The following is a 23,871-nucleotide window of genomic DNA, read 5'->3' on the forward strand; positions in this document are numbered from 1 at the left end:
GCACAGGAATCCTAGACCATTACAGAATGGCAAAAGGAGGCTTCGCTTATGAAAAAGCAGCATCTGCGTGTGTACTCCGGATTCAAACTGGGATTGTTTCTGTTGATCTGTATGGTGACGATTGGAATATCTGTCCCTGGCAAGGCAGAAGCGGCGGGTTCAATTTCACTGGACGCGCCTGCGGGCGGGTATGTGTCGGATGGAGGGCTGGTGGAAATTGGGGGCAGTTATACCGACTTGTATGACATTCGACTGTTTGTGGACGGAACGGCTCAATTCGAAGTGGTATTAAATGATCCGGATGGGGATGACAGCGGCACATGGTCTTATATGCTGGATACCTCAGCCTATAACGGGGCTGTGGAACTGGTGGTTCGTGGACTGGATACGTCCACCCGTTACGGGGTGTGGGGAGCGCCTGCCACCCTTACCGTTAATAACCCGGCAGGTGCTGTTCCGGTAGTAACCATCACGGGACCATCTGAGGGCGTATCTCTTAGCGGCCAGGTGGAGATCTCTGTCGAGACCAGCTCTCCACTTCCGATCATGCTGGTAGAGGTTCGGGTGAACCGCGGGCCATGGGAGGAAGCTGTTCAGCAAGGTCCTGCATATGTATACACCTGGGACACGGCGGGACTTGGCGATCGCACGGTCAGTCTTGAGGCCAGAGCGGCCAGCGCACCGGAGCGTTATGGTTATAGCCCGACGGTGTATGCTCAGGTTGGAACCGGGACGCATGAGACTGCCGTACCTCTTCCTGTACAGGAGCGCGCTATGTGGATCTGGGAACCGGAAAGCTATAAGCTGCTGCTCAACCCTGGATCGCGCCAGGTGCTGGAGTCATTCATCACCGATACGCAGACATTCGGCCAAACACCGGTCCAGACGCTTTATCTTGCAGTAGGCGGTTATGCCGGATACGATGCACTGGAAGCGCAGGAAGTCGAGTTGCGTTCTTTCGTGAGTTGGGCGCACAGCAAAAATTTGCAGGTGCATGCGTTAATTGCAGGCGGCACTACGCCGGCCTATATGGGCGCTTACGAGAAGTATCACCATCACGCTGTGCAGGAAATGGAGCAGGTGATCAATTACAATCTTGCAGCGGGGGATACGGAGAAGTTTGACGGAATCAATGTGGATATTGAGCCTTATATCTCTCCCGATTTTAAAGACCCAAGTCATTTCCTGCAGAAGGAATACCTGGATGGCCTGCAAAAGATGATTGATCGCCGGGATACCGCAGGTATTTGGCTTCCGTTCGGTCCTGCTGTGCCCAAGTGGTATGACACATCGGATCAAGCAGCGAATATTTCATGGAATGGTTCCAGCAAATGGCTGTCTGAGCATGTTCAGGATATCTCTGATTATATCTCCATTATGGATTACCGGGATACGGCGGATGGCTCCGCTGGCATTATTGCCGGGGCTGCTGGAGAGCTGGCTTATGCGGATCAGATCGGTAAGCCGAATTCCGTGGTGATTGGTGTGGAAACGCTGGATATCGCCAATAGCGGAGACCCGGAGACCATTACCTTCTGGGAGGAGGGGCGTACCCACATGGAAGCCGAGCTGGATAAGGTATATGCAGCTTACGGGCAGAGCAGCGCTTTTGGCGGTATTGCCGTCCATCACTATGATTCTTACCGGGCACTTCCTTCTTATTGGGGGCCTGGCGGTGTAGTTTGGACAGCGGCGGATGACCAGGAAGCTCCTTCCGCCCTTTCAGGGGTCCCTTCCATTGAGGCGACTGATTATCAGACTGTACATCTGAATTATGGAATGGCTTCGGATAACATGGAAGTGGAACGCTATGTGATATACCGAAGTACCGTGCAGGGGTTCACGCCTGTAGCTGCGGATATCGTTGGACTCGCCCGCGCCCTGAATTACCAGGACAAGGGACTGCTGCCGGATACGACATACTACTATCGTATTGCGGCGCGTGATCTGCGTGGCAATATCGGGCCTCTCACCGATGAAGTGTCGGCGACCACTGGCAGCACCGCATTGAAGGCATTGATTGTAACGGACATGAATCTGGTCTATGGCGGATCAGGGGTATCCGTCACCATGAAGGTCAGAGATTATGATACAGGCGCAATAATTTCGGGGGCGAAAGTCGAGGGGAGATTTACTTATTCGGCGGGGCGTTACACCAGCGGGACAACAGGAATGGATGGGAGTGTGGCGCTTGTCTCGGAAGCGGTGGGAACTGGCAGGCAGGTTGGTTTTGAACCGCGGAGAATCCGTTACAATGGCTATTACTACGCAGCAGGTCATGATTCGCCGCATACAACGCTGCTGATGTTGAATGCCGGCAATTAAACAAGCAGACGAGAAATGGCTTGAAGGAGGAGGAAGCACATGAATGTGAATGACTTGGTGGAACCGCTCAAGACTCATAACGTTGAGCATATGTCTGTGCAGGTTTATACTGATCGGAATCAGATGGGAGCAGCGGCTGCGGCTGCGGTTGGGGCCAGATTAAGACAGCTGCTTCAGGATTCGGAGCGTCAGGTACGCATGGTGTTCGCTGCTGCTCCTTCGCAAAACGAATTGTATGAAGGTCTGGTACGGGAGCAAGGTATCGATTGGTCAAGGGTCTGTGCCTTTCATATGGATGAATATATGTATCTGCCGCCAAAGGCTCCCCAGCGATTTGGTCAATATTTAACGGATCGGCTGTTCAGTCGGGTGAAGCCTGGGCGGGTGGAGCTGTTGGATGGGCTACAAGATGTGGAGCAGGAGTGTCAGAGATATGGAGACCTGCTACGTGCGGCTCCTATTGATATCGTCTGCCTCGGGATCGGAGAGAATGGGCATATCGCCTTCAATGATCCGCCTGTTGCCGATTTTGAAGATTCGAGAATCGTCAAAGCGGTAAAACTGGACGAAGCTTGTCGCCGTCAGCAGGTGAACGATGGGTGCTTTGCCCATCTGGAAGATGTGCCTGCGGAGGCGTTGACCCTGACTGTGCCAACGTTGATGGCTGGAAGGGAGCTGTTCGCAATTGTACCGGGAGCATCCAAGCGGCGTGCACTTGCGGCAGCTTTACATGATCCGATCAGCACGGCATGTCCTGCCACTATCCTGCGTACACATCCCGGAATCACGATGTTCACAGACCGGGAAGCCTACGGCCTGTGAGCGTGTCAATGATCGGGAAGCACTACAGAACAGGGCTGCCAATTGAGGTGGGGATTAGAGAGGGACGTATCACTGTTGTTACTGAACTTAAAATGTCGCCTCCCGTAGATTGCCTGCCCTGGCTTGCGCCTGGACTGGTGGATTTACAGGTGAACGGCGGATGGGGGCTGGATCTGAACACAGCCCCGCTATGTCCAGATACGGTATTGCAGCTGACCCGGAAGCTGCAAAGTCAAGGTGTTACAAGCTATTGCCCGACGTTGATTACGAACAGTTCGGAACGGATGACTGAGGCGGCTTCCGCCATTGCAAAAGCCGTTCGTCTGAACCGGGATGAGGCCGAGGGAATTGTGGGCATTCATCTGGAAGGCCCATTCCTATCGCCGGAGAATGGCCCACGCGGCGCCCACCCAAGGCAGCATATTGTTCCTCCTGATTGGGAGGCCTTCAGCCGTTGGCAGGATGCCGCCGATGGATTAATTCGCATTATTACCCTTTCACCCGAGTGGCCTGGTTCAGCTTCATTTATTGCCCGGTGCTGCGAATCCGGCATTCTTGTCTCGATTGGACATACGGCAGCAACGCCAGAGCAGATCAGGGAAGCGGTCTCCGCAGGAGCATTGATGTCTACACATCTTGGTAATGGTGCACACCTGATGCTTCCTCGTCATCCGAACTATCTGTGGGAGCAGCTGGCAGCCGATGAGCTGTATGGGTGCATGATAGCGGATGGTCATCATCTTCCGCTGTCCGTGCTGGCTGTAATTCTTCGGATGAAACGGAACCGCGCCATTCTTGTCAGCGATGCCGTCTCGTTGAGCGGTATGCCACCAGGTTCCTACCACCTGCATATCGGTGGAGATGTGGTATTGACGGCGGAAGGTCGGTTGCACCTTGCTGGCCAGCCGGAGCTGTTGGCTGGCTCGGCGATGATGCTTCCGGATCAGGTGGGGTATCTTGTGGAAGCGGGGTTGTCCGGGCTTCCCGATGCCTGGGACTGTGCATCGGTGCATCCGGCCCGGCTACTTGGGCTTGAACAGGCTGCTGGCCTTGAGGTCGGAGCACCCGCCGATATCGTTAGCTTCAACATGGATGGTGGAAAGTTAAGTGTCTTGCAGTGCTGGAAGAATGGCCGGATCAGTCCACAGAGCTGAGAATAGGAGGAGAGCGATGCAGAGCTTGATACCACAACCGAAGCAGATTGCAGCGAGCGAAGGAGAAGCCTTGCGACTGAATGGCGAGGAAAGATGGAGTCTTTTCATGGAACAGGATGATCCCAGATTGGAAATTCATTGTCGCCGGGCATTTCCAGGGATGGAATATACATGCTCCAGAATAGAAAAGGGTTATTTGTTAATAATCGAAAGTCTCTCAGGGCAGGAAACGCAGCAGGTAGTCGATGAGGAACATGGAGCCCCTGCCATTCATGAAGTCCTGGGAACACAACAGAAGAGCCCGACCATCCCTAGTTTCAGTTCGTTTACTCAACAAGACAGAACGGATCTGACTGGGTTGGACGGACGTCCACAAGGGTATAAGCTGGAGGTGTCGGCCGGAAGGGCTGAAGTCTACGCACTGGATGCGGCGGGTCTATTTTATGGATTGCAGACATTGGTACAACTGAATGGACCCGATGGGGTTATCCCGGCGGTGTCCATAACCGACTGGCCGGATACACCTATGCGGGCAATGAACTTTGACCTGCGTCAGACGTTCTCCAAGCCGGAACTGTTGACGAAGTATTTGGCTGAATTCGCCCGTTATAAGACGAACGCGATTTTGATTGAATATGAGGATAAGTTCCCATTTCAGTCGCATCCCGAGTTCGCACATCCAAAACATGCGTTAAGTCGTTCACAGCTGGAAGAATTGAAGCGGAGCGCCCACGATCACTTTATAGAGATTATTCCGCTCCAGCAGAGCTTTGGACATCTGGAATATGTATTACGCCACGAAGGTTGGCGGCATCTTCGCGAGACAGAGCAGTCCACCGGGGAGATCTGCCCATCGCATCCGGAAACCTTTGGGTTGATAACCACTCTACTCGAAGAGATGATCGACGCCCACCCGGATTCGCGTTATATTCACCTCGGGTGTGACGAGGTCTACAGCCTATGCGAGTGCGAACGCTGCAAAATCGAGTTTGGAGGCGTGCGGGAACGAGCTTTTATCGCCTTTTTGAACCGTCTGATTGCATTTACGGCAGAACGGGGAAAACAGCCGATTTTCTGGCATGACATGCTGGATAAATGCCCGCCAGAGGAACTGTCTAAGCTCGATCAGCGAAGTGTCGCCATGATCTGGATCTACAACGGGCGCAATATCGAAGCGGAAGTTACTTCGCATGCCAATAAATTCAGGTCGCTAGGCATTGAAGTTATGGGGGCGCCAGCAGTCCGCAGCTTTGATTGGGCAGAACATCAGAATTATCCGGTACTGCTGAACCGGACAGACAACTTGCTTCAGTGGGCAGAGACGGCCGACAAACTGAATCTTGGCTGTGTAGTTGCTACCAACTGGACGGGGCCTTTCAGCCTTGGTGTTCCATATGGTATTTTTGAAACAACCTGGTATCCCATGCTACTGCACGCGGATTTGGCCTGGAACCGCAAAGCGAATAGCGCCACCTTCATCGACCGGTTTCTGGAACAGTTTCATGGCATTGATCCTGTTACCGGACACAACCTTCTCGGCAATTACAGAGTAGAGGATTATTATGATGTGATCTGGAAGCTGATGGACGAAGTGCGCGAGCACAAGGAAGAAGCGGAACTGATTGCGATCATGCATGATTTTGAGGTGGCGACAGATCGTTCACGGGCAATCCATAAGTATGCTTACCGCTGGGAGCTGTATCCCGGAGACGATGCGGAGTGGCGCTCACTCCATAACAATTATACGAGAAACCACCGTGGACGTGAGGGGGTCCTCCCTCGGATGAAGGCTGCGCTGGAGCGTTACCAGCCTTATGATATGGCGGAGCACTTCGTGAAATCAAGGTTCTATCTGCATGATTATCTGGAGCGCACGCTCTATCAAGAACTGGGTCTGAACGCGATCCATACACAAACTGATCTGACGGCAATGAGTCTGGAAGACAAAATAGCCCTGATGTGCGTAGTAGGCACACCATCGACTGGGGCCGAGCCGGAGTTTCGCGGCAGAATGGCACAGCACCGATTTGGGGGCATCGGCATCTTTCCCCATAATATTGAGAGCGAGCAGCAGACACATGCGCTACTTGCAGAAGTAAAGAACATAGCCGAAGATATCGGGAGCCTTTTGCCTTATTATGTTTCGGTAGATGAAGAGGGCGGCACCTTGTCCAAGTTTAAGTCCTTTTTTCCCTATGTCCCTGGCAACCGGGCAGTCGGGTTAAGTGGAAATCCGGAAGCCGCTCATTTGTTCGGTAAAATCATCGGCAGTGAGCTGCACTCCCTAGGCATCCCCATAAACTGGGCACCAGTGCTGGATGTGAACACGAATATAGATAATCCGGTTGTGGGTGTTCGCTCCTTTGGAGAGGTCCCACAGCTGGTGGCTCAATTCGGCCGCGCCTATATTCAGGGAATGCATGAAGCGGGTGTAGCCGTGACGGCAAAGCACTTTCCCGGCCACGGGCAAGTGAGCGGAGACTCGCATATTGTTCTGCCCGAATGTGAGCTAACGATTGAACAATTGATGGAGGGGCCATTGCTTCCATTTGGTGAGGCAATTCAAGCCGGGGCGGATTCAATCATGATGGGGCATCTGGTGTTTCCCAACATTCCGGAATCCGGCGGACTTCCAGCCTCACTCAGTCCTTTTTTTGCTACGGAACTGCTGCGGAAGCAGTTGGGCTTTACAGGGGTGATCTGCACCGATGATATAGAAATGGGGGCAATTCGCAAAAACTTTAGCCCGGAAGAAGTGGGTGTGCTGGCTGTTCAGGCGGGGAACGATATGATCCTGATGTGCCATACGCCGGAGTTTCAGAGCCGGGTCATCGCGGGTATTCTGGCCGCTGTAAGGGATGGGCGCATTCACGAGTCGCGAATCGACGAGTCGGTTCTTCGTATTCGGCAGCTGCATGACCAATTCCGGATGTACCAGGAGTCTGCACAGCCGATTCCCATAGAGCAGTGGGGAGAGGCGGCACTGAAGCTGGCTCGTATGACTGTGAAAGTTAGCCGGGACCCGCAGGGTTTGCTGCCACTCAAGGATTCGCTGAAATATTTGCTGATACTGCCGCAGCAGGAGCAGCTGACTCAGGCCGATAATAGCGGTTCTGCGGAAATCAGGTTACCCTCCCAATTGAAGGATGAAGGCTTGGCTGTGCAGACGTGCTACTGCGCGATGAAGCCCGACGCCGAACAGATAAAGTCCCTGATACAGCAAGCTGCTGATGCGGATGTCGTTATCCAGGGCACCCTTAATGCCCATCTATTCACAGGTCAGCTGGAACTGGCGGAGGCCTTGGCTGCGGTTAAGCCATTGCTGAATCTGGTGCTGCGCAATCCCTATGATGACGCCGCACTGCCACAGACAGCCGGATGCATTCTGTTGTGCTCAACCTCCGATTACTCACTGCGGGCACTGGTGGAATGCATGACAGCATCAAAGTGATTTGTCAGTGATGAGCTGTTCAATAGAGAAATGAAACATATCCAAAAGCACAAAAGCTCGCATGTACTTTGTCAGTCTTCATACTTACAAGCGATCTAGTCTGAAAGTCAAAGATAACGATAAAGGATGAAAAACCGAAAAGCCCGCTACGTTGCGGGCTTTTGTCAGTCTTAAGTTGGATGTTTTTCCTTAAAACATATTTTCATCATTGCTCCGAATTTGGATTCAGAGATTTTTTCTTATAACTGTCTTATGACAAGAGGCTTTCTCGAAATCATCCATGCTGCAATCAGCAAGGCGAGAGCCACTAATATTCCGGATTCTCCAGTCCATAGCAGAACCTTTTTGCCACTGGAAGATATATCAAAGGCATCCTGGATCACGGCATTCCAACATGCATGGAGGAGAATTGCAGGCCATATGCTGCCCGTTGTTAAGCGCAAGCGGCTGATCAGATAACTGAACGAGGTCACTGAAATCATAAACAGGATAACCGATAAGGCAGGATAGGGACCGGAATAATAATCCGCAAAAAGCATTACGGGAAGGTGCCAGACACCCCAAATAATTCCGCTCGTCAGCACGGGTCTGGGTATACGGGCGTCGATTAGTCGAGTGAGCATATAGCCCCTCCAGCCGAGCTCCTCTCCTGAACTGCTGATTATACCGATTGCAGTACCCACAAACATTTGAAAAAGTATTGTTCCTGCAAGGATAACACCAGACGGGCCTTCAATGAATGAGTCCGGTGTAACATACTGAACCAGCCCCGTAATCCATGCGATTCCATAAGCAAATAAACCAATAACAACTGGAAAAAGCAAGATGAAAGGCAATGACTTCACTGTCTGCTTCCCACCAAACCGCAAGGAAATATCCGAGATGCCTTCGCGAAGTACTACACGGGCGAAGATAGAGGACAAGCCGGGTGTCCACATGAGAAGCAGACCGAAAATCGGTGCTTTCATGATCAGTACATAACTAAGGATGGAGAGAGGGATGAGCACGGCAAAGAAAACGAGCAGTCCTCGCCTGGCTTTTTGGACCTTTTCCTCCTCTGAACTCGTGCTGGACATGGTGCTGAAATTTGTTCTCATTGTGATAGCTCCTTTTATCAAAATATGTATATCGCTTTGCAGTATAGCAGTGGATTTACCATAATCAGAACAAACTCAAGCCCAGTCTTTGTCCAAGACCCTAGCCCAGTAAGGACAGGACTAAAGTATAGTGACGTTTTTTAAATGAAGTGAATTTAAGCATCTTTTAGTCCATTTTATAAAATGTTAACTACCTTATTGCAGCACAAAGAGCACGTTTCAAACGCGCTCTTAATGTTTGTTTGTCTCTGGTTGTCACGGAGTTTTATTAATCCGTTTTGAATCTTAATTAAGCGTTCAAATCCGTAATTGCCGGAATATTAATTTCTTTTACACAGGCTGCATTGGACAGGCTGACGATGCATTTTACGATAGAAACCATGTCCTGAAGAGGGATGCGTGTACCATTATATTCGGAAAGAGCGCGGTCAATGCCATCTTTATATGGAACTTCGGCTGCGAGTTCTCCCGGGTTGATACACGTAACCGCGATTCGGTCTTTTCTTGTATGTTCTCTCAAGGCTTCTGTAACCCCACGAATGGCAAATTTGGAGGCCACAAAAGATACCTGAGTACTGTTCGCATTGCTCAGACCCGCAGTCGAGCCAATAAGAATGATTTTGCCTGCTGTTGATTTCCTAAGGTGGGGCAATAATGCCTGAATGCTTACAATAGCAGATGTTACATTCACATGAATCAGATTACTGATGTCGGCGGGGGTGTCATTATCGAACGTATAATGGTCCTCGAAACCCTCTTTTTCCCAAATGCCCACATTGTAAATGAGAACATCCAAAGTCTCGTTCTGAAGCGCATCGCAGATCTGTTCGGATGCATGGAGCTTAGACAGATCTGCCTGTATCCATATGCGTTCTACTCCATCGTCTAGTTTCAAGTTATCAGGTTTCGTACGAGACACGACCCAGACTTTATCACCTTGCTCAGGTACACCCCTGACAAATGCATCTCCTAATCCTTTGCTAGCACCGAATACAAGATAGTTTTTCAATTTAAGTGCTCCTTCTTCTCAAAGTGTCGGCTAAAGATTCCAGCTCAAAAAGCAGGCTCTTTATTTTCCAATAGTATAATGTCTTCTCCTTGTTGTTGCCTTAATGCTATATTTTCCCGCCCCCATGTGCACATCACATCCACGATCTTGTTGGCGGTTACTCCATAGTCTGTAAGACTGTATTCGACTTTGGGCGGCATCTGTTGGTAAACATGCCTTCTGACAAGGCCGTCTCTTTCAAGCTCGCGTAATTGCTGGATCAGGACCTTTTGCGAGATACCGTCTATACTGCGCTGTAACTCGCCTGTCCTTTTCACACCAGACATTAATAAACATATGATTAGCGCTTTCCATTTGCCGCCAATAATTTCGAGTGTCGCTTCGATTCCCAGGTTATATTGCTTCATGACATATCACCTCGTTCGTGTTAGATCTTGTTGATGCGGTATAACTATTCATTTTCTCACAATATGGCTGATGAAGTCCATACACACTCTGAAGTAACCATCTTACTTTCGAGTGTGTATTTTCTTTTTTTCAGGCTTATATGATAATGGCCATATTCAAAAAAAGCCTATAGCTGAAACGCGAAAGGAATGTTAATCATGAAAACACTCGTCATTCTGGCGCATCCCAATATAGAGGTTTCAAGAGTAAATCAACGCTGGAAAAAGGAGTTGTTGCAACACTCTGATATTACAATTCATGAGATTTATAAAGCCTATCCTGATTGGAACATCGATGTGTCCAGAGAACAGAAGTTACTCGAAGCATATGATCATATTATTTTGCAGTTTCCGTTATATTGGTATAGCTATCCACCTTTGTTGAAAAAGTGGTTAGATGATGTTTTTACTTACGGATGGGCGTACGGATCAACAGGTAACAAACTGCATGGGAAAAAGATGGGCTTGGCTATATCCATTGGTGATAAGAAGGAAAATTACACGAGGGATGGTTCAGTGTCCTTTACCGTAGATGAGGTGGTGACCCCCTTCAAAGCCAGCATAAATCATGTTGGCGCCGTAGCGTTACCGTATTTTGCAGTCTTTGGTGCCTCATTCCAAGCTACTGATGCAGAAATTAACCAAAGCGCACAAAATTATATTCGTTATATCTATGAGTATCAGAATGAAGTGGGGAATCTATCGATTTAAACAGAGCGATGCAGTCGTTAAAATAAGTTATAATTCAGAACGGTGCTAACGGGAGTAAAAAACGTGTGTCAGATGGATTAAACCTAAATAACTATGAAAAGGGCTGTCCCAAAAGTCATGAGTATGACTTTTGGGACAGCCCTTTTGACACGAAAACACGAGACTACACAAGACTGGTTTGTTGTATAAAGCTATGTTAAATCATCTTTTTGTTCCCGATTGTTGGAAAAGGTTCTTTTGAGTTCTTTTAATAATGAAATGGTCTGCCACTCATCCCTCATCATATTCATATTACCCCTTTGTTTAAACGCAAGATTACGAAATTTATATATTGTTTCTTGCCTTAATCTTATATGCCTTATGAATAATGGTGAATTGACGCCTGTCTTTTGTCCACACCGTTGTTTTAATGTTTGAATATTACTATTCATGTGAGCTTAAGAGAGTAAGAGGTTCATAAAAAGGTGGGATGGGGAAGATGGCTATTTTATCAACTGGGCCGATCGAAAACAATCCGGTTTCTGGTGTTAGACCGACACAACAGGTAACAATTAGATTGGTAAGTCGAACTGCTGTTGATTCTGTAACAGTATCCGTTCAGGGGTATGTGCTAAGCACAACAAGAACGCTGTATGTGAGTGAAATGATCAGTATTGCACCTAACGAAGCACTGACCAGAAATTATTTTGCAGACTTAGATGCTTTTGAGTTTGTTTTTGAAACCAGTACAGAAGGTGCGGAAGAAGTAGGGATCTCAGTATGGGGCAAACAAGCGTCGGGACAATTGGTAGATGCACACCGGGTGGTGGAGCACGAAAAAACAGTTAAAAACATCTAGCAGATAAAATCTACTCAAAAGAAAGGGGAGAGTAACGATGAGCTTTTTATCAACAGGGCCGTTAGAAAATAATTCTGTTAGTGGTGTTAGACCGACTCAGTCAGTTACTGTCAGAATGGATAACCGCAGCGATGTGACAGCCTCAACTATACAGATACAAGGGTATTACATGAGTGGTGGATTGAGGATTTTGTATGTCAGTGAATCTTTTGACATCGCACCAAATCAAGTGATAACCAACAGCTACTATGCCAATTTTGATGCCTTCGAGTTTACTTTCACAACAACAGCTATGGTTGATGATCCTGTTCAAGTATCAGTGTGGGGTAAGAGCAGCACAGGCTCTTTGGTAACAGCCCATCGTTTAGTTTCTTCGGAATTACTGGGTGAAATCCCAAGCAGCACTGGAGCTACAGGCACAACCGGAGCTACGGGAGCAACAGGCACACCAGGTGCAACCGGTATAACGGGAGCAACAGGCATACCAGGTGTAACTGGAGCTACGGGAGCAACAGGCACACCAGGTGCAACCGGAGTAACGGGAGCAACAGGTACCGCAGGCACAACCGGAGTAACGGGAGCAACAGGCACACCAGGTGCAACCGGAGTAACGGGGGCAACAGGTACACCAGGCGAAACGGGAGTAACGGGAGCAACAGGGACAGCAGGCACAACGGGAGTAACGGGAGCAACAGGCACACCGGGTACAACTGGGGTAACGGGAGCGACAGGTACACCGGGTACAACTGGGGTAACGGGAGCGACAGGTACACCGGGTACAACCGGAGTAACGGGAGCGACAGGCACACCGGGTACAACTGGGGTAACGGGAGCAACAGGTACACCAGGCGAAACGGGAGTAACGGGAGCAACAGGCACACCAGGTGTAACTGGAGCTACGGGAGCAACAGGCACACCAGGTGTAACTGGAGCTACGGGAGCAACAGGCACACCAGGTGCAACCGGAGTAACGGGAGCGACAGGCACACCGGGTACAACTGGGGTAACGGGAGCGACAGGTACACCAGGTACAACGGGAGTAACGGGAGCAACAGGTACACCAGGCACAACCGGAGCTACGGGAGCGACAGGCACACCAGGTGCAACCGGAGTAACGGGAGCGACAGGCACACCAGGCACAACCGGAGCTACAGGGGCAGCAGGTTCTGGAGCGATCATACCTTACGCATCAGGACTGCCTGTTGCGTTGACTACGGTATTAGGCGGACTTTTGAATACCTCCAGTTTAGTTGGATTTGGCAACAATGCTACAGGAATAAGTGTTAACGGAGGGATTATTGATCTCACAGGCGCTGCAGGCACCTTGCTTAACTTTGCTTTCTCGGCATCGCGTGCAGGAACGATTACTTCACTGGCCGCTTATTTCAGTACAACAGCTGGGCTTAGCTTGGTTGGATCTACAGTAACCATTACTGCACAATTATACCATTCGACTACACCTAATAACTCCTTTACGGCTGTACCGGGTGCAGTGGTAACCTTGGCTCCACCACTGACCGGCATTTTGTCATTGGGCACAATATCCAGCGGATTGACCACAGGACTGAGTATTCCAGTAGCCGCCGGTGACCGCCTGCTTATGGTCTTCTCAGCATCAATAACAGCCGGAATTGATGTGGCTTCAACCATAGCCGGATATGCAAGCGGAAGTCTTACCATCACTTAATTTCGCTTTATATCAAGTCCAGAAACAGGGACCCCTTGCCGATCATGGCGGAGAGGTCCCTGTCTAAATGTGAGCGCATCAGTAGAGTATAGTACATTAGTTCAGATTGCAGGCTCCGTCTGGTATACGGTGTGCATCCTGTCCATCCTAATTCGTATTGCAGTCAATTGGAAGGATACGACAGTGGATTGAAATTGCGACATTATTGGCTAGCGTACTTGCTTTACCTCCAGTTAGTCCTCTTCAACAATACCCGGATTTTCTGTACAACTATTTGAGTCGCTCCAGCTCCGCTCATATGTTATAACCCCTAAGTATCATAACGCCTATGTTACAATAGGGTGAAAACGGAGGAGTCATTATTGATTAAACAAAAAATTGTGATTATTGGCGCAGGTATTGTCGGGGCATCCATGGCCTATCATCTGGCCAAACGAAATCAAGATGTAACCGTTATTGAACGACATCCTGAAGCGGCGCGTGAAGTCACGGAAAAATCGTTTGCCTGGATACATACGACTCATAGGGTGGCTCCCGATTACTGGCATTTGTACGATGCATCTTTGGAAGAATATCATACGCTTCAGCAAGAGTTACCCGAACTGAAAATTCATTGGAATGGAGCGCTAACTTGGGACACTCCACCCCTCAGGGAGCAACCCCACTTTCAAAAATTAAACCGGGAGCAGCTTGAGGTATTGGAGCCGAATCTGCTGGACTATCCGGACGAAGCGATGTATGTCAGCGAAGAAGGTGCGGTAGACCCCATAGAGATAACAGAGCTGTTGTTGAACAAAGCGAGGGAGTACGGAGCAAAGGTTCAGTTCGATACCAACGTTACACAGCTTCAGCAAGAAGGTTCCCGCTTGGTCGGCGTGCATACGTCCAACGGTTTTCTGGAGTCGGATGTCGTCGTATTGGCCGCAGGTGCAGGCGTCCCCGAACTTTGCAACCCGTTAGGTTATCCTGTGCCGGTTACGTCGTCGCCTTCCATTCTGATTCGGATGAAATCGACGAGTCGGAGGAAAACGGACCAGAGGCGGTTGGTAAGCGAGCGTTCGACACGTTGCGTCGCAGTCTGAAAGATGGGAATCAACTGGAACTGGAAAGCATAAAGGTCGGGATGAGACCTATGCCTGAAGACGGCTATCCGATTGTGGGTTTCCAAGATCACGTAAAAGGACTTTATCTAACCGTGATGCATTCTGCAATTACGCTGGCGCCGCTGATTGCACGTCTGGCTGCAAGTGAAATCATCGATCAGGAATCAAGAAGTGAATTAGAACCTTGTCGACTCTCCCGATTTTAGGACCATACGAAAACGACAAAAGAGTACATCGCCACATGACAGATGTACTCCATATTACATAGTGCATAGCTGCTTAATTCTTTTGCCCCGTATAATTGATTGAAAAGCACTTAATTCGGAAAGGAGACTTCATTCTATGAACTATTATTTTCTGGAATCTCAATATCCACGTAGAGGGTTTATTAGTGGCGGAACGACCTTCACTCCCGAATTAGGTATGAATTATGTGGCGATAGAGAATCCGCTGCCAGAGGGGACAACGGCAGAGGTTGAGTTACTGTCTACGGTGCGCAACCTGAAAGTAGATTATTTTGAGACGATCACAGGAACGAGACACGTATCAGATCGTTTTAAAGCGCTGTTGGAGGAAACTAAAACAAACATACAGTTTATTCCGACAACTGTGTGTTACCACGACGGTCGTTCGGTTGAAAAAACCTATTGGACTGTACATCAACTTGATCGCTTGGATGTTTTCGATTATGAAAATTCGGAATATGGGCGCAAAGCGGTCATTGCTGCATCTGTACAACAGCCTCCACGTAAGATCGTCAAAGTTGTATCTCAAATTTGCCTTCATGAAGAGCGAATTGGCGAGCATGAATTTTTTATGTTGGATTATATAAATATCTTCAAACCCATTATTTCAAAAGATTTTTACGAGGTATGCCGAAAACATAAGCTGAATCTGAGCGTTACAGAAGTCGGAAATTTAAGCATCTAAAATTCTACATGGATATAATGAAAGCACAAAAAAAGCCCGCGTTTGACGCGGGCTCTTAGTTCTTATTCTTCCCCGGTAGCCACCGGATTCTCCTCATAACTAATCCAATCCGACCAACTTCCGGAATACAACTTCACATTCGTGTATCCCGCTTCTTCGAGCGCAATCACGTTCGGGCAGGCGGACACACCGGAGCCACAATACACGATAATCGCGCCATCCTTGTCCAGCTTGCTGAAACGCTCTTCTAACACCCCAGTATCTGTCCAACGTCCATCCCAGTCCAACACATCTTTCCAAAAATAATTCACCGCACCCGGAATATGTCCGGCCTTGGCATCAATGGGTTCCTCTAGACCCGCATAGCGGCGAGCATCGCGGGAATCGATTAGTACAGCTGAGCCGTCAGCAGATGCTTGCTGCACATCCTCAACACTCGCCAAAAGTCCTGACTGCACATTCACCTCAAACGAAGCTGGAATCTGAACCGGCACATCCGTAGTCACTGGAAACTTGGCATTCTGCCAGGCGGAGAGCCCTTCGTCCATGACATACACCTGTTCATGTCCCAGGTAACGAAGTAACCACCACAACCGCGATGCGTTCATACCACCTTGGTCATCGTAGGCAATAATACGTGCATTCGAGCCGATGCCTGCTTTGGAGAGACGAGTTGCCAGTTCAGCCGGATCTGGTAGCGGGTGACGTCCTCCGTGGGTAGATACAGGAGCGGATAGATCCTTTTCCAGATCGAGATAAACTGCACCAGGAATATGTCCAGCTTCATAGGCTTGTCTTCCGGCATCCGGTTGACCGAGCAGGAATCGGCAATCGGCAATGACGACATCTGGTTCATACATTCTGGCGAGCAGCCAGCGCATGGATACAATATTTTTCATGAAAACACACCGCCTTATATGTAGTGGGATAGATTCAACCGGAATCTGCGTGATGCAGGTCCCAGTTGTTTTTTACAAAAATCCTAATACAAACGCAAGTTACACCGCTGTAGGTTCGACTGGTCCTTTTCCAGCTACAGGAGCATCTGAGGGAATGGGCTGTGGTTTGGTTTTGCCATACCGAATGAAGATCCATACCCCGAAAATAATGACAACCCCGGCAGACATCTGAAGCCCGTTGAGGGATTCACCGAGTAGCATCCAGGCGAGCAGAGAGGAAAATACAGGTTCCCCCAGTACCCCCATCGATACTGTCGTGGCATTCATATATTGAAGCAGCCAGTTGAAGAGATAATGCCCAAAGATGGTTGGCACGATGGCGAGCAACAGGAAAATTCCCCACTCAGAAGCCGCATAACCGCCAAACGGGTGACCATTAACCAGATTATATACCGCAAGCGTACAGGCAGCTACGAAAAATACCCAGAAGTTATACGAAAAGGCACTTAGTCCGGCACGCAAAAACTGTCCAAGCAGCATGTGTGCCGCCACAGCGATCGTTCCGAGCAAAGAAAGAATATCCCCCCGTAGCGCTGTGCCTGCCAACTGGAAATCTCCAGCTCCAATAGCGATCGATCCAAGCAGGGCAACGCCCATACCGATGATCATCATGCGGTTGATTTTGGCTTTGAACAGCCAGACAGAACCGGCGAGAATTAATATAGGCTCCAAAGCGAGAATGACCGTTGAACTGGCTACACTCGTAAGCCGAAGCGATCCCATCCAGAGCAGGAAGTGCAGTGCAAGCATCACGCCGGATGCGAGCAGTAAAGTCCACTGTCTGAAGTTTAAACGCATCATCTCGTGCCGGTATTTCCACACAAAAGGCAGCATCAGCAGATTGGTGAGGAACAGTCGGTACATCGCAATGACGGCGACGTCGGCTGTGGACCAGCGTACAAAGATGGAAGAAAACGAAATGGCAATAATGCCGACAAAGAATAGCAGAAAGATCGTTCTGCCGGCACGGTTCAAGCTAGTCATGGATGTAGCTCCTTCTTGAAGTCAAATGGCGTAAATCAATTTATTATACAGGAGATTGTATCCGCAGGAAAAGCATAAGAAAAGAAATAGATAAGTAGATTGTAACCGGGCTTGTAACTATTCTGTCATTCTCCAGGACCATTTTTCTATTAATCTTCTATATAGAGACATGAAACGATATAATGTACCAATAATCGGGAAAAAATGAAAGTAAGGAAGTGGCCTGGAAGTGAGAGTTCAACAACAGAGAGCGGGAGAGAGTGGCGGCATTCCGCATAGAACAAGCCGAACCAAGACGCATGGAAGAAGAAAAATCCGGTATGGGAGACTGAGTGCTGCGCTGGCGCTTCTGGCACTGCTCATTATCGGTTTAACATATGCATTCATTGGCATGACGCACTGGATCAAGGATTATGTAGCACCTCCGCCAGTAGCTGCGATTGAACAGCCAACCAAGCTTGGCATGATTGACATGACACCGGAGTCCAAAGAGGAACCTGCGCGGTTCCAGGGTCAGGTGCGCAAGCTGGCATACATAACGTTTGATGATGGACCAAGTGTATATACCGATCAACTGTTGGATATTTTGAAACAGCATGAGGCAAAGGCAACCTTTTTCATGATTGGACGTCAGTTGAATCAACACAAGGAAGCAGTGGAGCGGCTTGTCAAAGAGGGCAGTTATCCGGGGCTTCACAGCATGACACATAACTATAACAAATTGTATAAGAGCGGAAGCTCCTCTAATTTTGTGAAGGAGTTCAAAAAGGAGCAGAAGATGGTCAAGGATCTGATCGGTTTTACGCCGCATCTGATTCGTGCTCCATACGGCAGTAGTCCCCAGATCGGAGAAGACTTCAGGGGCGACATTGCTGCGGCTGGATTTAAAATGTGGGATTGGACCACCGACTCCCTCGACTGGAATCTTCCCGGTCAGCCGGACAAAATCGTGGAACGGGTTAGCAGCAGTGTACATCGGGATAAGGAAGTGATTCTGATGCATGAGCGCGAGCAAACGGTACAGGCACTGCCACGCATTTTGAAACTGCTCGAAGATCGGGGTTATGAGTTTGAGGTCTACGATCCGAATGCACATTGGGTATCCAATTTTAGCGCAGACACCCGCCTGTAAGAATAACAACATAGCAGTTGCAAGAGAGGAGGCACCCCGAGGTGCTTAAAAGAAAAAAGATAGCTTTGGCCGGGGTCAGCATATTGCTGGCTCTGCTTGTCAGTGCTTGCGGTCAGCCACAGGAACCTGCGGCAAATCAAGTCAATCAATTAATTCTTACCGATCAGGAGATGAACCAGAGCCTGAAGGAACTTGTTCATCATGAACGGGAAGACATGGAATTATACGGATCGATACTGAGTAAAGGAAAGAACAAAAACAGTAATCTGGAGGCCTTGCTCGATCAGGCAAACGGACATATTGCCGAGCGAAGAACATTGCTGGAACAAGCTGAAGCCGTGATGAGCCGGACTAAAGAACAGATGGAAGAGCTGCGAACTTCATTGGATCAGTTATCCTTTGAAAAAGAAGAGAACCTGGCTCAAGCCCACACGGTATTGGATCAGTATGAGCAAAGAGCTGCGTCATTTGAAGCGTTTGTTGCCTCCTATAGGCAGAGCCTTGATGCGGACGAGCAGTTATATGCATTGATGAGAGGCAATGTGGAGCCCAATTTGGTTAAAATCAAACGTGCGATTCGGGAACGGAACAGCCAATATGCCAAAGTTGCCGAGTTAAGACAGCAGTTTAACAAGCAGACAAAAGCTTTTAACGGAGCCAACGCGAAACTTGTGCAAATGGAGCAAGCCGGTTGAGTATTCATGGTTTCAAAGAAGCATTGAACACTTTCTATGATTGAGCGACGGGTCAGCCGTGTAAGTAATACTAAGCTGTCAAGTTAACAAGTCAGGCAACATGGACAAACATCATTGCGTATAAGCTAACGGAGGTGTTCATATGCGAAATACTATGAATATTAGTGCATCATTACTTGTTTTGGTTATGGGATTCTCGCTTGTGGCCTGCGGCAATAGTAGCCCTACTGCTCAGTCACCCGCGAATAATACAGAAGAACAGACACCGGCACCAGGGAAGCAGCCTGAGGAAAGTGCTGTGATTGAAGCGGAAGGCATTTTGACCGGATGGGCAGATCCGCACACTGTTGAAATTCGTGTGAAAGAGGAACCGATGTCTTTCCAGGTGGGTGAAGATCTGCAGAAATCTTTGGATGACATTGACGATGAAGATTCCGTTCAATTCAAATATGTAGAGAAAGCCATTCAAGGCGATACAACGATTAAACAGCTGGTGCTTACGGAAATCGCCAAGGTCGAGTCCAATGATGGTAACGGTACGAATGCAGGTGGTAATGTTACATCTGATCGTGCCAAAACATCCGAGCTGGAAGTGACCGTGGAAGGCATGACCGAAAAGCGCCCGGTTACACTGGCTCAAGGCAAAGGGTATTCATTATATGTGTTTGAACCAATGGTTTACGATGCGGATGATCATGAATTGACCATGAAGATTGATCCGGATTACGAGGTCGAGATTGAAAAACTGCCTTCGGATTATAACCTGAATGAACTGAAAGTGGATGCGAAGAAAGATCTGTCAGAAACCGGAGCGGTCAAGCAATTAAGTGAGGAAAAGCTTAGCAATGGTCCGATGAAAGAGGCAAAATTGTTCATGATGTCTCAAAACAATAAGAAAACGGAGTATTTCATCGTGAAAGAGCTGGATGGCAATGGCTTCGCTTTCCATATCCATGCACCGGTTGGCGAACCTTCAGAGGGCTTCCTGCCTATGGTTTATGCCTCCATCAATTCCATCATGAACGAGTAAGCGTGCTTCGATAATAAATATGTATGCCGTGAGTTTGAAAAGCCGGAAGGAACGATGCGATAAGCATAGGTTCCTCCCGGCTTTTTGTTCGTATGTCTATTCAGTTTGCGGGATCAAACTCTTTGACCTATTGTTAATCAGGTTAAAATGGTTGATTCCTGTCGCCCTTTGAGCTCTTCATAACGGGCAACGGCATGCTGATGGACGGGATGTTCCTCGGGAATTCCCATGTGCTCACGAATGAAGGCAGAGACGCCATCTTCGCGAATCAGGTGTTGGAGCTTTATGGCTTCCTCGTCATGTTCATGATTGAACAGCATCGCGGCTGCCATAGCGGAAGTTAAATGAGGAATTTCAATTCCGAATTCGCAGGCCTGCATCGCTGGGCGAACAAGCCGGTCGTAAGGCGATAACTTGCGAAGGGGCGAACGTCCGACCCGTGTTACCTGATCCGTCAGGTTCGGATTGGCAAAACGTTCGAGAATCGTATCGATATATTTGCTGTGTTTCTGTGGATTAAAACCGTGCTTGGCGATGAGCATGGCTCCGGTTTCTTCCATCACTTTGCGTACCTTGGCACGAAGAGGTGCATGACTCATAGCTTGCCGGATCGTCTTAAATCCTTCAAGATATCCGAAGTATGCGGCAACGCAGTGACCGGTATTTACCGTAAACATTTTGCGCTCAATATAAGGTTCAAGAGAGTCCACGTAGTGCACACCTTCAATTTCCTTAAATCCTTCCAGCAGTGCAGGGCGATGAACCACCCATTCATAGAAAGGCTCAACGGTAACTTGTAGCGGGTCTTTATGATCCTGAGCGGGGACGATGCGGTCAACCGCTGCATTGGGGAATGAGACATAGCGCTCTGCTTTTTCACGGGTTTCTACATCCAGAAACGGATATATCCGTTTTTTCAGCCGAGTGCTGCCTCCGATGGCATTTTCGCAAGCGATAATGTGAAGTGGTGCAGAATTATTATTTTTCATACGCAGATAGATGCCTTTGGCGATCGGTTCAGCGATATCTTCCAGCGCCGATACACCGACGGCTGTTGTGATCAGATCTGCCGAAGCAATCACTTCAGCAACGCGATCCTGTTCGCCGACACTAATGGCGGTTACGTTATTCACAATCGTTGTATCCTGATCCGCATTTGCGAGGGTAATGGGATATTCCTGCCTCTTTTGAAGCATGGCGATTTTCTTCGGGTTACGTGCGACAAAGCAGACTTCATAATCGGAAGCGGACAACATATGACCGATAAATCCGCGGCCAATATTGCCCGCACCAAAATGTACAGCTTTCATGTGTGAACTCCCCCTTTAAAGTTTGAAATGCGAAATTCGTTCAGTCTTTAGACCGTAGTGACGAGTGGTTTCGAAATCAAATCGTTAAATTCGAGGTCGGTCAGGCATGACAGCCGTTGGTGAGGCATATCGAAATCAAGTGTCCCGGTAATGGTATTCGAGATGACAACGCAGTGAATACCAGCCGCAGCAGCTGCACGCGCGCCGTTAGGTGAATCCTCAATCGCTACGGCTTCGTCTGCAGTTACTCCAAGGGCTTCAAGTGCTTGATTGTACAATGCAGGATCAGGCTTCACATGGGCAACATCATCTGCGGTGCGAATGACTTCAAAGTAATCCTTCAGCTTGAGCTGCTCCAGATGCTGTTCAACCCACTCTCGTTTGGAGCTTGAAGCGACAGCAAGTTTCAATCCAGCTTTGCGTGCAGCTTCCAGGTAGTTCTGGATACCGGGTCTTACCTGTTCTTTGTTCATTAATGTTGCATGATGCAACTGAACGGATTCCCTGAACGCTTCCCGATCGATCGGAAGATTCAAATCTGTGATGAGGTACTCATAAGGATTAAATGTTTTCAGACTGGTACCGATGCATTGCGAGTACATCTCCAGGGTTAAGTCTACGCCGTGTTCCTTGTAGGCATCACGAAAAGCAACATACCATGCTGTCTCCGTATCAATAATCGTTCCATCGAAATCAAAAACCAGTGCCTTAATCATAAATTTGTTCCTCCTGTTTCAGAATTAGTTTTGGGATAAAGCTAAATGAATTTCTCTGCAAATACACTCCGTAATCTTTTGACTTGCGGTACATTAGTTGACGCGAAAGCTGAGTTATAAATATTAATTTGGGAAAAAACAGGTGTATAAGCTAATAAAACCGTAACATAGGACAATCGGAAGGGTCAAGCGCGTTATGATTGTTTACATGTAAAACTTGCACATGGATGATGTGTTTTCAGAAAATTGTAAAAGTGGAAAAACGTTATACCCTTTGCGTGTAAGCGGTGTACTGGAAAACCTGTATTTTCAGTTTAAACGTATCAAACTTTTTTTAAGAAATTTTGGATAATTCAACCGTTCAACAGCTTTCGACACTTTTATAATAGAAGAAAGGCAACTCAGCATAGGGTTAAAATAAATTTGCAATCGAACTAACCTATTAAAATTCTTTACGCCATATCAAGCCATGTGGGAGAATGGAAGAAGTCATTTGAGAGTTAAATCGCGGAGGAGGGATCGAAGATGCTGTATAAGGATCGTTTCCAAGGTTGTTTGATAGGGCTTGCAGCGGGAGATGCACTGGGAACCACAGTGGAATTCAGCAGTCCTGGCACATTTAAGCCTGTTACCGATATTGTGGGCGGCGGGGTATTCGATTTGGCACCTGGACAGTGGACGGATGATACGTCGATGGCCCTGTGTCTGGCAGAAAGCTTGGTGAGAAAAGAGAACTTTGATCCCGGGGATCAGATGCGCAGATATACGAATTGGTATCAGGTGGGTTATATGAGCAGTACAGGAACCTGCTTTGATATTGGCGGGGCTACTCGCAGTGCCCTTGAACGGTTTGCAGCAACCGGTGAAGCGTATAGTGGTTCAACCAACCCGATGACTGCTGGGAATGGATCAATTATGCGGCTCGCACCTGTAGCTATGGCATATGCCAACCAGCCGGATCAAGCAGTGCGGTATGCTGGGTTGAGTTCCAGAACGACACATGCTGCTGTTGAAAGTGTGGAAGCATGTGAAGTGCTGGCAGCAATATTGGTTGCAGGACTGCGCGGAGCGGACAAGGATGTCATATTACGGCCTGCTACCTGCCGTCAGTGGAGGGAAGAGAAATCTTTTTCACCAGCGATTGAAGAAATAGTCCAGGGATCATACCGGGATAAAGCACCGCCTGATATTCAGGGGAGCGGCTATGTTGTTCGTTCACTTGAAGCAGCGTTATGGGCATTCCATCAATCATCGACCTTCGAAGAGGGGGCGCTGCTGGCAGTGAATCTGGGTGATGATGCGGACACCACGGGAGCGGTATATGGGCAAATTGCCGGGGCGTACTATGGATTAAGCGGCATTCCGGCACACTGGCGAGAGAGGCTGGCTATGCAGGATACGCTAAGCGAATTGTCAGAGGCATTGTGGTCAAAGGCGGAAGCTAGATAGAAGAGACAGGAGAAGAGAACATC

The 23,871-nt window shown here is 48.6% G+C and carries 22 protein-coding genes; 15 read left to right on the forward strand and 7 right to left on the reverse strand.

Going from position 1 to position 23,871, the window contains the following annotated elements; translation table 11 throughout:
• Positions 1-48: 48 nt before the first annotated feature.
• The 4 genes from MHB84_RS20990 to MHB84_RS21005 are packed head-to-tail and all read left to right on the forward strand — an operon-like array spanning position 49 to position 7,752.
• Positions 49-2,325 carry an Ig-like domain-containing protein gene (locus MHB84_RS20990; protein WP_076287989.1) on the forward strand — a complete coding sequence of 759 codons (2,277 nt, stop codon included), beginning with the start codon at positions 49-51 and terminating at the stop codon, positions 2,323-2,325.
• Between the two features lie 39 nt (positions 2,326-2,364).
• A complete protein-coding gene (locus tag MHB84_RS20995; protein ID WP_076287990.1) occupies positions 2,365-3,147 on the forward strand; it encodes a glucosamine-6-phosphate deaminase in 783 nt (260 codons plus the stop codon).
• Positions 3,144-4,301: an N-acetylglucosamine-6-phosphate deacetylase gene (locus MHB84_RS21000; RefSeq protein ID WP_256716743.1), complete on the forward strand. Its 1,158-nt coding sequence runs from the start codon at positions 3,144-3,146 to the stop codon at positions 4,299-4,301. Before MHB84_RS20995 ends, MHB84_RS21000 begins: the two co-directional genes overlap by 4 nt.
• Positions 4,302-4,317: 16 nt before the next feature.
• A complete protein-coding gene (locus MHB84_RS21005; protein ID WP_256716744.1) occupies positions 4,318-7,752 on the forward strand; it encodes a DUF4838 domain-containing protein in 3,435 nt (1,144 codons plus the stop codon).
• 239 nt (positions 7,753-7,991) lie between these two features.
• Here MHB84_RS21005 and MHB84_RS21010 read toward each other — a convergent pair whose 3' ends face one another.
• From MHB84_RS21010 to MHB84_RS21020, 3 genes are all read right to left on the reverse strand, one after another.
• The gene (locus tag MHB84_RS21010) at positions 7,992-8,849 is read right to left on the reverse strand and encodes a type II CAAX endopeptidase family protein (RefSeq protein ID WP_076287991.1); all 858 of its coding nucleotides are present in this window, start codon (positions 8,847-8,849) and stop codon (positions 7,992-7,994) included.
• A 289-nt stretch (positions 8,850-9,138) separates the two neighbouring features.
• The gene (locus tag MHB84_RS21015; RefSeq protein ID WP_076287992.1) at positions 9,139-9,858 is read right to left on the reverse strand and encodes an SDR family NAD(P)-dependent oxidoreductase; all 720 of its coding nucleotides are present in this window, start codon (positions 9,856-9,858) and stop codon (positions 9,139-9,141) included.
• Between the two features lie 44 nt (positions 9,859-9,902).
• The gene (locus MHB84_RS21020; protein WP_076287993.1) at positions 9,903-10,265 is read right to left on the reverse strand and encodes a winged helix-turn-helix transcriptional regulator; all 363 of its coding nucleotides are present in this window, start codon (positions 10,263-10,265) and stop codon (positions 9,903-9,905) included.
• 198 nt (positions 10,266-10,463) lie between these two features.
• Between MHB84_RS21020 and MHB84_RS21025 the strand changes: the two genes are divergently transcribed.
• The 7 genes from MHB84_RS21025 (at position 10,464) to MHB84_RS21055 (ending at position 15,573) form a co-directional block, all read left to right on the forward strand.
• The gene (locus MHB84_RS21025) at positions 10,464-11,015 is read left to right on the forward strand and encodes an NAD(P)H-dependent oxidoreductase (RefSeq protein WP_076287994.1); all 552 of its coding nucleotides are present in this window, start codon (positions 10,464-10,466) and stop codon (positions 11,013-11,015) included.
• Between the two features lie 478 nt (positions 11,016-11,493).
• Entirely contained in the window at positions 11,494-11,853 is a 360-nt protein-coding gene (locus MHB84_RS21030) for a hypothetical protein (protein ID WP_076287995.1), read from the forward strand.
• A gap of 37 nt (positions 11,854-11,890) precedes the next feature.
• Complete coding sequence (locus MHB84_RS21035) at positions 11,891-13,540, forward strand: exosporium glycoprotein BclB-related protein (protein WP_076287996.1); 1,650 nt, start codon at positions 11,891-11,893, stop codon at positions 13,538-13,540.
• A 69-nt stretch (positions 13,541-13,609) separates the two neighbouring features.
• Positions 13,610-13,732, forward strand: coding sequence for a hypothetical protein (locus MHB84_RS21040; protein WP_256716745.1), 123 nt, complete (start codon positions 13,610-13,612; stop codon positions 13,730-13,732).
• 170 nt (positions 13,733-13,902) lie between these two features.
• Complete coding sequence (locus tag MHB84_RS21045) at positions 13,903-14,622, forward strand: NAD(P)/FAD-dependent oxidoreductase (RefSeq protein WP_256716746.1); 720 nt, start codon at positions 13,903-13,905, stop codon at positions 14,620-14,622.
• On the forward strand, positions 14,607-14,849 hold the full coding sequence (locus tag MHB84_RS21050) for a hypothetical protein (RefSeq protein WP_256716747.1): 243 nt from the start codon (positions 14,607-14,609) through the stop codon (positions 14,847-14,849). Before MHB84_RS21045 ends, MHB84_RS21050 begins: the two co-directional genes overlap by 16 nt.
• Positions 14,850-14,985: 136 nt before the next feature.
• Positions 14,986-15,573 carry an imm11 family protein gene (locus tag MHB84_RS21055; protein ID WP_076287997.1) on the forward strand — a complete coding sequence of 196 codons (588 nt, stop codon included), beginning with the start codon at positions 14,986-14,988 and terminating at the stop codon, positions 15,571-15,573.
• Between the two features lie 62 nt (positions 15,574-15,635).
• Here the strand turns inward: MHB84_RS21055 and MHB84_RS21060 are convergent, their stop codons facing one another.
• Both MHB84_RS21060 and MHB84_RS21065 read right to left on the reverse strand, forming a co-directional pair.
• Positions 15,636-16,472 (reverse strand): sulfurtransferase, encoded by an 837-nt coding sequence (locus MHB84_RS21060; protein WP_076287998.1) that lies wholly within the window; start codon positions 16,470-16,472, stop codon positions 15,636-15,638.
• A gap of 99 nt (positions 16,473-16,571) precedes the next feature.
• Positions 16,572-17,516, reverse strand: a complete 945-nt coding sequence (locus MHB84_RS21065) for a DMT family transporter (RefSeq protein ID WP_076287999.1) — start codon at positions 17,514-17,516, stop codon at positions 16,572-16,574.
• Between the two features lie 229 nt (positions 17,517-17,745).
• Here MHB84_RS21065 and MHB84_RS21070 point away from each other — a divergent pair, with 229 nt between their 5' ends.
• The 3 genes from MHB84_RS21070 to MHB84_RS21080 all read left to right on the forward strand — a co-directional run bounded on the left by MHB84_RS21070 (position 17,746) and on the right by MHB84_RS21080 (position 20,373).
• A complete protein-coding gene (locus tag MHB84_RS21070) occupies positions 17,746-18,648 on the forward strand; it encodes a polysaccharide deacetylase family protein (protein WP_256716748.1) in 903 nt (300 codons plus the stop codon).
• 41 nt (positions 18,649-18,689) lie between these two features.
• Positions 18,690-19,343, forward strand: coding sequence for a YkyA family protein (locus tag MHB84_RS21075; protein WP_076288000.1), 654 nt, complete (start codon positions 18,690-18,692; stop codon positions 19,341-19,343).
• Positions 19,344-19,485: 142 nt separating this feature from the next.
• Positions 19,486-20,373, forward strand: coding sequence for a hypothetical protein (locus tag MHB84_RS21080; protein WP_076288001.1), 888 nt, complete (start codon positions 19,486-19,488; stop codon positions 20,371-20,373).
• 137 nt (positions 20,374-20,510) lie between these two features.
• On the opposite strand, the gene MHB84_RS21085 is transcribed toward MHB84_RS21080, so the two are convergent.
• Positions 20,511-21,683, reverse strand: a complete 1,173-nt coding sequence (locus MHB84_RS21085) for a mannitol-1-phosphate 5-dehydrogenase (protein WP_076288002.1) — start codon at positions 21,681-21,683, stop codon at positions 20,511-20,513.
• A 47-nt stretch (positions 21,684-21,730) separates the two neighbouring features.
• On the reverse strand, positions 21,731-22,399 hold the full coding sequence (locus MHB84_RS21090; protein WP_076288003.1) for an HAD family hydrolase: 669 nt from the start codon (positions 22,397-22,399) through the stop codon (positions 21,731-21,733).
• 525 nt (positions 22,400-22,924) lie between these two features.
• Here MHB84_RS21090 and MHB84_RS21095 point away from each other — a divergent pair.
• Positions 22,925-23,848, forward strand: a complete 924-nt coding sequence (locus MHB84_RS21095) for an ADP-ribosylglycohydrolase family protein (protein ID WP_076288004.1) — start codon at positions 22,925-22,927, stop codon at positions 23,846-23,848.
• Positions 23,849-23,871: the final 23 nt, after the last annotated feature.

This window comes from Paenibacillus sp. FSL F4-0087 (assembly GCF_038020215.1).
Taxonomy (GTDB): domain Bacteria; phylum Bacillota; class Bacilli; order Paenibacillales; family Paenibacillaceae; genus Paenibacillus; species Paenibacillus taichungensis.

What these genes read in the sequence shown, in the direction of transcription:
- MHB84_RS20990 (WP_076287989.1), top strand. Translation starts at nt 49, where the DNA reads ATGAAAAAGCAGCATCTGCGTGTGTACTCCGGATTCAAACTGGGATTG.
- MHB84_RS20995 (WP_076287990.1), top strand. Translation starts at nt 2,365, where the DNA reads ATGAATGTGAATGACTTGGTGGAACCGCTCAAGACTCATAACGTTGAG.
- MHB84_RS21005 (WP_256716744.1), top strand. Translation starts at nt 4,318, where the DNA reads ATGCAGAGCTTGATACCACAACCGAAGCAGATTGCAGCGAGCGAAGGA.
- MHB84_RS21010 (WP_076287991.1), bottom strand. Translation starts at nt 8,849, where the DNA reads ATGAGAACAAATTTCAGCACCATGTCCAGCACGAGTTCAGAGGAGGAA.
- MHB84_RS21020 (WP_076287993.1), bottom strand. Translation starts at nt 10,265, where the DNA reads ATGAAGCAATATAACCTGGGAATCGAAGCGACACTCGAAATTATTGGC.
- MHB84_RS21025 (WP_076287994.1), top strand. Translation starts at nt 10,464, where the DNA reads ATGAAAACACTCGTCATTCTGGCGCATCCCAATATAGAGGTTTCAAGA.
- MHB84_RS21030 (WP_076287995.1), top strand. Translation starts at nt 11,494, where the DNA reads ATGGCTATTTTATCAACTGGGCCGATCGAAAACAATCCGGTTTCTGGT.
- MHB84_RS21035 (WP_076287996.1), top strand. Translation starts at nt 11,891, where the DNA reads ATGAGCTTTTTATCAACAGGGCCGTTAGAAAATAATTCTGTTAGTGGT.
- MHB84_RS21055 (WP_076287997.1), top strand. Translation starts at nt 14,986, where the DNA reads ATGAACTATTATTTTCTGGAATCTCAATATCCACGTAGAGGGTTTATT.
- MHB84_RS21060 (WP_076287998.1), bottom strand. Translation starts at nt 16,472, where the DNA reads ATGAAAAATATTGTATCCATGCGCTGGCTGCTCGCCAGAATGTATGAA.
- MHB84_RS21065 (WP_076287999.1), bottom strand. Translation starts at nt 17,516, where the DNA reads ATGACTAGCTTGAACCGTGCCGGCAGAACGATCTTTCTGCTATTCTTT.
- MHB84_RS21080 (WP_076288001.1), top strand. Translation starts at nt 19,486, where the DNA reads ATGCGAAATACTATGAATATTAGTGCATCATTACTTGTTTTGGTTATG.
- MHB84_RS21085 (WP_076288002.1), bottom strand. Translation starts at nt 21,683, where the DNA reads ATGAAAGCTGTACATTTTGGTGCGGGCAATATTGGCCGCGGATTTATC.
- MHB84_RS21090 (WP_076288003.1), bottom strand. Translation starts at nt 22,399, where the DNA reads ATGATTAAGGCACTGGTTTTTGATTTCGATGGAACGATTATTGATACG.
- MHB84_RS21095 (WP_076288004.1), top strand. Translation starts at nt 22,925, where the DNA reads ATGCTGTATAAGGATCGTTTCCAAGGTTGTTTGATAGGGCTTGCAGCG.